The organism is Pseudoalteromonas sp. (assembly GCF_041613455.1).
Classification (GTDB): Bacteria; Pseudomonadota; Gammaproteobacteria; order Enterobacterales; family Alteromonadaceae; genus Pseudoalteromonas.
This window is the reverse complement of the sequence record NZ_JBFJHD010000109.1, coordinates 1-10,348: the sequence shown is the minus strand read 5'-3', so window position 1 is coordinate 10,348 and position 10,348 is coordinate 1. Positions and strand designations below refer to the sequence as shown.

The following is a 10,348-nucleotide window of genomic DNA, read 5'->3' as shown; positions in this document are numbered from 1 at the left end:
TCTGCTCCCGCAACCAATTCTTTAATTGGAAGCCAAGTTGTAATGTAAGCAACTTTAAACAAGTCTACAAATTTCAGGCGCGGGATGGAGCAGTCTGGTAGCTCGTCGGGCTCATAACCCGAAGGTCGTCGGTTCAAATCCGGCTCCCGCAACCACTGAAATAAAAGTTATATTAAAGCAACACGCCTAAAGCGTGTTTTTTTATGCCTAAAATTCGGTGCGTCAAACAGCGCGTCGGGCTCAGCACTTCATTAGCCAGCAAAGGTCGTGGCTTTAAGCCGGCTCCCGCAACCACTGAAATAAAAGTTATATTAAAGCAACACGCCTAAAGCGTGTTTTTTTATGCCTGAAATTCAGTGAATGCAACATAACCCAAAGGTCGTCGGTTCGCTTTTCATAAACTCGGGCTCCCGCAAACACTGAAATAAAAAGTAGAGAATATAAACTGGCACTCATTAGGAGTGTTTTTTTATGTCTAAAATTCAGTGCGTCTACCTTATTCAAGTATTCACTTTTCATAAACGGTTGTAGGTTACATCATTTTGCATTTGAATTTTTCGTGAACAAATTTTCTTCGATTTTAACCTAGCCAACGAATTACTGGTTAATTTCTAGTACTATTAATACTAAACAGTAATGTTAGTTAACTTGTGCGAACTTTCACAAATAACCTTGCTAGTTAAAGTATCAGGTGTGATGTTAGTACGGCGAAATTATTTTTGAGACATAATAAATATGACAGAGCTTTATCATTGGTTTGATTTAATCGGTGTGGCGGTATTTGCTATTTCAGGTACTTTGGTGGCCTATGAAAAAAAGATGGATGGCTTTGGTGTTGTAGTATTAGCTACCGTAACAGCGATTGGCGGTGGTACGGTAAGGGATGTTATTTTAAATGTTCCCGTATTTTGGCTGCACGATCAAAGCTATTTTGCCGCCATTTTAGCTGCGGTGTTACTGACAACACGACTAATAAATAAACAAAGAACAATTCCTCATTATATTTTACAAGTTGCCGATGCATTTGGCTTAGCGTTTTTCGCCGTGATGGGCACGCAAAAGGCATTACTTGCCGGTATGCCAGATATGACGGCAGTAATTATGGGGGTTATCACCGGCTGCTTTGGCGGAATGATCCGTGATGTACTGGCCCGTGAAATACCTATGCTATTAAAAGGAGAGCTCTACGCCACGACCTGTATAGCAGGTGGTATAGTCTATACCTTATGTATTCACTTTTCGTTGCTGGTTGAGGTGGCGATGATATTAAGCATGCTGATGACCTTACTGTTGCGTTTTGCGGCGATTAAATGGCGCCTCGTATTACATGTTTTTAAATATCCTGACTAAACTAGAGGTTAAAGGAATATAAACTAGGATAGGGAATGTCGTTAGCTCGTATATATTCACGTGCTCAGGTGGGTATTAGTGCCCCCGAAGTCATTGTCGAAGTGCACCTAGGAAATGGTTTACCGGCGTTTCATATCGTTGGTTTGCCGGAAGCGTCTGTTAAAGAATCTAAAGACAGAGTGCGCAGTGCACTTGAAAATTCAAAGTTTGGCTTTCCCGATCAACGCATCACCGTAAACCTAGCCCCAGCAGATCTTCCTAAGGATGGCGGGCGCTTTGATTTAGCGATTGCGGTGGGTATTTTAGTCGCTTCGGGGCAAATAGTGTGTCCAGATATTCATCACTATGAATTTTATGGTGAGCTGGCGCTTAATGGCGAAATCAGGGGGGTGAATGCGATTTTACCCTCAGTATTGGCCGCTAAAGAGCAACAGCGTTGCTGTTTTTTGCCGTTAGCAAACGACAGTCTAGCCAGCTTGGTTAATGGCGTTAAACGCAAAGCCGTTAGCTCTATTCAAGAGGTGTGGGGCGATTTACTTAATCAACAGCCTTTACCGCTTAATATCGAATACCCAGATTGCACCCAAGCACCGGATTTTTTACTCGACTTAAGTGATGTGAAAGGGCAGCCCGGAGCTAAGCGCGTGTTAGAAATAGCAGCGGCTGGCGGGCATAATTTATTATTCTTAGGGCCACCAGGTACTGGTAAATCAATGCTGGCGCAGCGCATGGCGACCATAATGCCGACTATGTCGGACGACGAGGCGATTGCTACCGCCGCGCTTTACTCCATCATTGGGCAATCAATTGATTTAACCAATTGGCGGCAAAGACCGTTTCGTAATCCGCATCATACGTGTTCGGCGGTGGCTTTGGTAGGGGGGTCATCAAACCCAAAACCGGGCGAAATTTCATTGGCGCATAACGGTGTGTTGTTTTTAGATGAGCTGCCGGAGTTTGAGCGTAAAGTGCTCGACTCATTACGTGAGCCAATGGAAACCGGCACGGTGACGATTTCACGCGCGGCTAGGCAAATGGAGTTTCCGGCGCAGTTTCAGTTAATTGCGGCACTCAATCCCAGCCCTACTGGGTGTCATAACGATAAGCGGGCAACGCCCGACCAAGTTATGCGTTATTTATCGCGGGTATCAGGACCCTTTATCGACCGCATCGATTTACAAATAGAACTACCTAGGTTGACCAGTGTTGAATTACAAAGTAGCCAGCCTGAAGAAACCAGTGCCAAAGTGCGCTCGCGAGTAGAAGCGGCTTACTCTTTACAGCTAAAGCGCCAAGGTAAAGTAAATGCGCGGCTGAACAATAAAGAAATGAGCGTGCATTGCCAATTAGCTCCCGCAGAGTTGCAGTTTTTAGCACGAGCCAGTGAAAAGCTTGCGCTATCACCTCGTTCATACCATAGAGTAATTAAAGTAGCGCGTACTATAAGTGACCTAAAGGGGGCGCCGCAAATAAGTTTAAATGAGCTTAAAGAAGCCCTTAATTATCGTGCGTTTGAACGTTTATTAGCGCAGCTAACAAAGTATTAGTACGCTGATTATTCATTTAAATAGACAGCATATAGCCTTTGCCGCGCACGGTGACGATGCGCTTTTGATCTTTCTCATCGTTGAGTTTTTTACGCAAGCGGCCGATTAATACATCCACTGTTCTGTCGTTAGGACTCCAGTCGGGTTGGCCAATTTCTTCCGATATTTTTTCGCGTGAAGTGGCTTTACCCGCATTACCAATCAAGCAAATAAGCACTTTATGCTCGGCCTCGGTTAAGCGCGATTCAACGCCTGCGGTAGTAATTAAAGTACGGTTATCGGGGTGCAGTTTAAAGTCGGCATATTCTATAAATTCTTCACTGTCGTCGTCTTGATGATTGACCGCAACACGTTTATATAAAGCGCGCATGCGTAACTCTAATTCAAGTAAGTCGACAGGTTTACAGATATAATCATCGGCACCTTGAGCAAGGCCTGCAATACGATCGGCTTGTGAGTCTCGACTCGATAATAAAATCACGCCAATATCGGTGAGCGTATTTAATTCTTTAGCTAACTGTAGGCCATCGCGTTCAGGCAATACAATATCTATGATGGCTAAAGAGAACACGCGACGCTGTTTTACAATCGCTAGCGCATCAGCGCCTGTAGGGTCTACTGCGATGCTAAACTCGGTATTCGCGAAGTGGTTTAAAATGCGCTTAACCAGTAACTCGTCGTCTTCAATCAATAAAACATGAATAGTCATAATACTGTATTTTGAATGCTTATAGCGCTATATGGTAGCACCATTGAGTTAAGTCTGAGAAGGGAAGTGTTTATTTTAAGCGGTATTTTATTATACAAAACAAGAAGTAAAAAATTAGCACCTAAACGTAAACCGCTCAGGCGCTAACAATTAGTTGTTGAGTGCTAGTTGCTTGGGTACATTGAGTCCCACCATTGTGGCTCGTTTTTTAGTTTTTTATCAAAATAAGCCAACATCGTGCTCCACCAATCAAAGCGCTTATCGCGCGCAAAAATTTGATGATTAGCCCCTTTGTATTCAATCAGCTCAACATCTTTATTGAGTAACTTAAGCGCCGTGTACATAGTTAAGCTTTCACCCACGGGGACATTAGTATCGCTGTCGCCATGAATAAGTAACAGCGGTGTGGTCACTTTATCAGCATGAAATACCGGGCTGTGTTGGCTGTAAAGTTTGGGGTTATTCCACGGAAAGCTGTTTTTAGAGGCTTCGCCTGAGTATAAATACCCCCACCAACCTTCACCCCAGTACGACGTTAGGTTAGCAATGCCCGCATGCGAGATTGACGCGCTAAATAAATCGGTTTTAGTGGCTAACAGCATCGTCATAAAACCACCATATGACGCACCTAAATTACCCACTTTGTTCCTATCAACATAGTTATATTTATTTAAAAAAGCCTCAGTGCCGGCAATAATATCATCGGCGGTATGGTCACCCCAGGCATTAACATGCTGCGCCGAAAATGCTTGCCCAAAGCCGATGCTGCCTGAAGGTTGTATTACATACACCACATAGCCATTTGCGGCCCATAAATTAAACGGGTAGCGGCCAGTAAAGCCACGTGTAACCGGTGATGTACCCCCATAGTAATAAACCAGAGCGGGGTACTTTTTACTTTTGTCGAGATTGTTAGGCAGATAAACACGCCCCGTTATTGTAACGCCATGTTGATTAGTAAAATTAAACTCTTCTAGCGCGGGGATCTGGGTGTTTGCATAGCCAATGGGTTTGGAGTCCCACACCACAGTGGCTGTGTTTTTACTGAGGTTTAGACGTTTTAACTGTTGTGGTGATGAAGCACTACTGCCGCTGAGCAACACTTCAACATTGCGTCCGTGTGAGTAACTATACTGCTCAACAATATCTAAACCGGTAGCTAATTTTTTAAAGCGGCGTTTACTAATATCAAATAAATAGAGTGGCTGAATATCTCGCTCGGTGACTTTTAACAATGCGTCGCCATTATTTAATACGCTCAATTGATTAATGGCCGGATCAAACTGTTTGCTCAGTGCCGTTACTTTGTTACCGCCGTCAGTGAGTAAATACAGTTGGCCGTCGTAGTTATTGGCTAGTACGTTGTCAGGTAAGTTTCTACCTGCACCATTTTTAAAGTCTGGGCCTGCAACCACATACACCTCTTTATTGCTGTATTTAGCGAGGTTAAAGGTGTTAAATGTTCCCCATGAGGTGAGCTTATTCGATTTTATATCGACTTCAACCAGTTCGGTTTCTGGGTGGGTTGAGGCTTGCATCGCCATGGTGGGGCGGCTCATTAACACTTTCCCACGCTGACTATTAAAGTCTTCTAAGCTGTGCGTGAGCGCACCTTGACTGAGTGCTTTAATGAAGCCGCTTTGGGTATCAAGCAGATAAATGTGCTTAACGTTACGTGCGTAAGACCAGCGGTCCTGTAAGCCTTTATAATGCTTGGTGAGGCTGTCATTACTGGTTGCAGATTTAGACCAGCTAAATAGCAGGGTGTGTTGATCGTAAAAGCGCAAGCCGCTTGCCTCGCTGAAATTGCTAGCTAAGGTTTTTATTGAGAAATTTTTGCGATTGAGTTGCTTGAGCTCGCCATTTAGTAAGTACACTAAATAGCGGTTATCGGGGCTCCAAATTAAATTACTCGGTTGTTGCGATTCAAAGCGATACAGGGTTTGATGCTGTGCATTTTTAAGCTCGGTGAGCGTGATTGCTTGATTGGCGGTTTTATCATCAAAACGTTGTGTTGTAGTAATGTAGTGTGTTGCATCAGGGGCCAACGATAAGCCACTAATAGTTGGCGCATCAAAGAGCTGCTTGGCCGATAACCGTTTAGTAGCCGAAGTACTCAGGGTAATTTTATCGCTGCTATCTTTACCAACAAAATCCACCGCCACATTATGCCAATTCGCTACTTGTTGCGCGATGATAATGACGCTGTGCGTGCCATTATTTAACGCCACTGTGTAGCTGTTAGCCTCGGCTTGTTGCAACTCGCCATTAATGAATAGTTGCCCTTGTTCAATGCCCTTTAGAGTGAGTGTGCCTTGGCTAAAACGGGTTGTTTCAATGGTAAATTTAAGCGCTTGCAAGCCACCCAGTGTGAGTGCCTTGACCTTATTAAACGGCTGCCAACTGTATTTTTTACCATACACCGAAAAGCTCGCTGTAGGCGCTTGTAACTGCGGCAATAAATTATTAATGATGCTATCGCCGTGCGCTGTTTGAAATGGCTTTAAGAGCATATTTTCGCCAAGCGGGCCGATAAATTGCATTTTAGATTTATCCAGCTCAGCAGCAAGGGTGGTTAAACTTAAGCTGCTCAGCGTTAATAACAGTAGAGCTTGCTTTAACAGCGTATTTTTATTACGCCAAGGTGCGCTAAATTTCATTATTGTGCCTATTCTTATAGAGTATTTGGCCAAATATAGCATGTATTGTTACCATGCCCCTATACGCGCCTTATTAGGAGAACACGTGACACTACTGATTGTTTATATGGTAACAGCCATTGTTATTTCATTTTTATGCTCTGTGATGGAGGCGGTGTTACTCAGTATTTCGCCCAGCTATGTGGGGTTATTGCACAAAGAGCAACCGATACTTGCCAAGCGACTCGATAAACTAAAAAAAAATATAGATCAGCCATTAGCCGCTATTTTAACGTTAAATACTGTAGCGCATACCGCAGGCGCCGCAGGAGTTGGTGCTCAAGCCGCGAGGGTGTTTTCGGATGCGGCTGTAGGTATCGCATCAGCCATTATGACCTTGCTGGTATTAGTGTTGTCGGAAATCATTCCTAAAACATTAGGCGCCAATTACTGGCGTTTATTAACTCCAAGTGTCACCAATAGCTTAACTATACTGGTGGCGGTGTTAAAACCTTTAGTGTGGTTTTCTCAAAAACTGACCAGCTTAATGAGTCGTAAGCATGATGAAGCGTATTATATTCGCCAAGAAATAGAAGCAATGGCCGACTTGGGAAGCCAGTCGGGTGCTTTGCAACAAGACGAATCAGAAATAATTCGTAACTTATTGCACTTTAGACACGCTCGCTTAGTCGATTTAATGACCCCGCGTACGGTGATTTTTAAAGTCCATAAAGACTTAACGGTAAACCAGTATTTAAACGAGCATGGCTCATCTGCTTTTTCGCGCATCTTGGTATTTGATAAAAACAGTGACGATATTATCGGCTTTGTGCATAAAAACGATATTATGTTGGCGTACCACCGTCTGGGTACCGAATACAAAATTAGTAAGTTGGTAAAACCTATTTACACTATACCCAGCTCACAAAATGTGTCGTCACTGCTACAAACATTACTCACCGAGCGCACGCATATTTGCTTAGTGGTTGATGAATATGGCGACGTGCAAGGTATCGTCACCCTAGAAGACTTAATTGAAGCGTTAATGGGCTTAGAAATAGTCGATGAGCGCGATCAATCTACCAATATGCGTGCTGAAGCGAAACAACGTTGGTTGCAGCGCTTAGCAAGCAGTGAGCATTTGGTCAGTGAGGTCGACAGTGAAGTCGATAAAGATTCACGTGGTGATAGTTAACAGCTTATTCATAAGGTGGTTTGTTGTTGATAATCGTACTGGATGTTTTAAGCCAGTATTTAGCCCAATCGATAAAGTCGTGATTCGACTTGGGTTGGCTAAATAAAAAGCCTTGAATGGCTAGCTTTGTATGATAATTTTTTAAATAGGCTAGTTCTTCTGGGCGCTCTACTCCTTCAGCAACAAGCTCCAAATGTTCTTGATTAGATATATCGATCAGTGAACTAACCACGACTTGAGAAAACTGGTCGGTATCTATATGGCTAATAAATGTTCGGTCTATTTTGATTTCTGTGAACGGTAGGTTTTTCAACTGGCTCATATTGGTAAAGCCAATACCAAAATCGTCGAGCGATAAACCAAAACCGTGCATTCTTAAGCGGTTTAATGTTTCAAGTTGCGCCAAACTGGCCAGTGCATTTTGTTCGGTTATTTCAATAATAATGTCGCTTGGCTTTATTTGGTTTAGCTCTAAAATTAGTAATAATTTATTTGGGCAGTCAAGGTTATCAAGCTGTGTTGGCGACAGGTTAAGTGCCAACTTAATGTCGTTACCTAAAAGCTCTTGTATATATTTAAAATCGCTGGTGGCTTTTTCAAACAAGGTAAATGTAATTTGATCTATCAGTTCGTGTTGTTCTGCTAAAGCAATAAAGCGATTAGGCAAAATGATACTGCCATCTTCACTTGAAACAATACGCGCCAATATTTCTGCACTTTTTATGGTGCAGCTAGCAATACATATTTTAGGTTGGTAAAACGGGGTTATTTCATCATCAAGTAATGCTTGTATAAGTGCCTGTTTTGAAATGATCGGCTCTTTATGCAGGGTATGGCTATTTAACGAAACAATTTTATTGAGCAGCGCGTTTACCTGATTAAGTTGCACTGGTTTTGAAAGATTGCCAATAAGGTGTACATTATGCTGTTTAGCTATGCTGGCAGCCAAACTAATAACCTTTGGGTCCATTTCAGAAATAATAATAATCGCGCCTTGGTAATGCAGCTCTCCTAAGTGGCGGATCAACTCCATACCATCCATTTCCGGCATATTTAGATCGGTAAAAATGGCGTCGTAATAGTTTATATCTGCGGTTACTTTTTCTAACGCCTCACCTGCAGTTAAGCAAGTCGTAATGGTGTCTGACATATCCAATTCGCAGAGAATCGCTTCCATTATAATTAAAATAGCTCTGGAATCATCAATGACTAAAATATTAGGGACCCTTGGTTTCACTGCTTTCCCTTTCAATGTATAGAATGTTATCCCTATAAAAATAGTCGCTACAGCAGTATTTGCCAGCTTTATTTATTGCTTTATGCAAAGCCTATTAAGCTGTGTTACCTATACCCTTGCTAATCATAGGTTCGAGTTTTTAACCGCAGCAGGTATACTAGCGGCAATGTTTTAACCGGTTTTAATGATGATAAAAATAGAGTTAACCCTAGCAGAGCAGCCATTTACCTTAATGCTGTCTGGGCAAAAAATTGTGCAAATATTTCACCGCAATCAAGCCATTGCTTTTGATACCCCGCGTGAGCATTACTATCAGTTTAGTCATGAGCAGCAATTAATAGGCATTGATAGTAGCGCCGTTAATGAGCAAGGTCTGGCGTTGTTTGTTAACCACGAATTTGCAACTCAGTTGACGTTACCCGCTGTTAACCATGAGGCCCCAAAAAAAGGCTTGTTAGGCTTAGCGGCACTGGGCTTTAAGTTATTTAAAAGTGCAAAAGTAATTAAAGTGGCGCTGGCAGGGGCATCCGTTGCTGGGTATGCGTGGTTATTTAGCATTGAATTTGCGCTGATGCTAATAGCGTGTTTAGTAGTGCATGAGTATGGGCACGTAAGAGCCATGAAATACTTTGGCATAAAAACCAAAGGTATTTACCTTATTCCCTTTGTTGGCGGGTTAGCGGTCAGCGACGACAAAATAACCACCCGTTGGCAAGACGTAGTGATATCACTTATGGGACCTGCTTTTGGTTTGTTTACCTCGGTGCTGGGTGTGGTGCTGTATTACGCTACCGAAATGGAAATATTTGCTGGCGTTGCAGTGCTAAGTGCATTGCTGAACTTATTTAACTTACTGCCTATTTTACCGCTTGATGGCGGCCATGTATTAAAAAGTATTAGTTTTTCAATGCGTTCATGGGTTGGGCTCAGTGTATGCTTACTCGGTGTGCTGTTTGGCTTATGGCTAAGTTACACCTTTGGCTTAATGTTATTAGTGTTCTTTTTATTTATTGGTGCACTGGAAATTGTATTTGAATGGCGTGGCCGTCACACTTCGCATTTATTGCCATTAGATAAATATGGCCAAGGTTTTTCAGCGGTCATGTATGCGTTGGTGGTTGCCGGGCATGTGGCGGTGATGATGCATTTTGCTGACTCAGAAAACGCTATTTTAAGCTTACCGGTAAAGATATTATCGAGCTAAAATTTACCTGCGCAGCGTAGTTGCTGCGCAGGTATTCGTTTTAATAAAAGCTCAACATCAATGATATAAACACCCCTGTTACAAACAATTGTACCACACAAAAGCCCATAATGTCTTTGGCCTTTAAACCGGCTATAGCTAGTACCGGCAATGCCCAAAAGGGTTGAATTAAGTTCGTCCACGCATCGCCCCACGCTACCGCCATGGCAACGCGTGATATATCGGCGCCTAATGCTTGTGCAGCAGGTATTACAATTGGCGCTTGTACTGCCCATTGTCCGCCGCCCGAAGGCACAAACATATTAACTAGCCCGGCACTAATAAAGCTAAAAAATGGCAAGCTATCAGCATCGGCGACCGCAATAAACCCCTGTGATATTTGTTGTGCTAACCCTGTATCGACCATTACCGCCATAATGCCGGCATAAAATGGAAACTGAATTACAATGCCCGCACCACTTGGAATC

8 protein-coding genes and 1 tRNA gene are annotated in these 10,348 nt (G+C 42.9%); 5 read left to right on the top strand and 4 right to left on the bottom strand.

Annotated features, from left to right (window positions below; genetic code table 11):
* The first annotated feature begins 78 nt into the window (after window positions 1–78).
* The 3 genes from ABYB02_RS10825 to ABYB02_RS10815 all read left to right on the top strand — a co-directional run bounded on the left by ABYB02_RS10825 (window position 79) and on the right by ABYB02_RS10815 (window position 2,897).
* Window positions 79–155, top strand: a tRNA-Met gene (locus tag ABYB02_RS10825).
* A 580-nt stretch (window positions 156–735) separates the two neighbouring features.
* Window positions 736–1,350, top strand: a complete 615-nt coding sequence (locus ABYB02_RS10820; protein ID WP_372762469.1) for a trimeric intracellular cation channel family protein — start codon at window positions 736–738, stop codon at window positions 1,348–1,350.
* A gap of 35 nt (window positions 1,351–1,385) precedes the next feature.
* Window positions 1,386–2,897, top strand: coding sequence for a YifB family Mg chelatase-like AAA ATPase (locus tag ABYB02_RS10815; RefSeq protein WP_372762468.1), 1,512 nt, complete (start codon window positions 1,386–1,388; stop codon window positions 2,895–2,897).
* Between the two features lie 16 nt (window positions 2,898–2,913).
* On the opposite strand, the gene ABYB02_RS10810 is transcribed toward ABYB02_RS10815, so the two are convergent.
* Together ABYB02_RS10810 and ABYB02_RS10805 are read right to left on the bottom strand one after the other, a co-directional pair.
* A complete protein-coding gene (locus tag ABYB02_RS10810; protein ID WP_372762467.1) occupies window positions 2,914–3,606 on the bottom strand; it encodes a response regulator transcription factor in 693 nt (230 codons plus the stop codon).
* Between the two features lie 164 nt (window positions 3,607–3,770).
* Window positions 3,771–6,266, bottom strand: coding sequence for a prolyl oligopeptidase family serine peptidase (locus ABYB02_RS10805; RefSeq protein WP_372762466.1), 2,496 nt, complete (start codon window positions 6,264–6,266; stop codon window positions 3,771–3,773).
* Between the two features lie 85 nt (window positions 6,267–6,351).
* Between ABYB02_RS10805 and ABYB02_RS10800 the strand changes: the two genes are divergently transcribed.
* Window positions 6,352–7,440 (top strand): CNNM domain-containing protein, encoded by a 1,089-nt coding sequence (locus ABYB02_RS10800; protein WP_372762465.1) that lies wholly within the window; start codon window positions 6,352–6,354, stop codon window positions 7,438–7,440.
* Between the two features lie 4 nt (window positions 7,441–7,444).
* Here the strand turns inward: ABYB02_RS10800 and ABYB02_RS10795 are convergent, their stop codons facing one another.
* Window positions 7,445–8,677 (bottom strand): EAL domain-containing protein, encoded by a 1,233-nt coding sequence (locus tag ABYB02_RS10795; RefSeq protein ID WP_372762464.1) that lies wholly within the window; start codon window positions 8,675–8,677, stop codon window positions 7,445–7,447.
* Window positions 8,678–8,864: 187 nt separating this feature from the next.
* Here ABYB02_RS10795 and ABYB02_RS10790 point away from each other — a divergent pair, with 187 nt between their 5' ends.
* Window positions 8,865–9,881, top strand: coding sequence for a metalloprotease (locus ABYB02_RS10790; protein ID WP_372762470.1), 1,017 nt, complete (start codon window positions 8,865–8,867; stop codon window positions 9,879–9,881).
* Window positions 9,882–9,921: 40 nt separating this feature from the next.
* Here the strand turns inward: ABYB02_RS10790 and ABYB02_RS10785 are convergent.
* A partial coding sequence (locus tag ABYB02_RS10785; protein ID WP_372762463.1) for a TIGR00366 family protein occupies window positions 9,922–10,348 on the bottom strand: 427 nt, incomplete at its 5' end.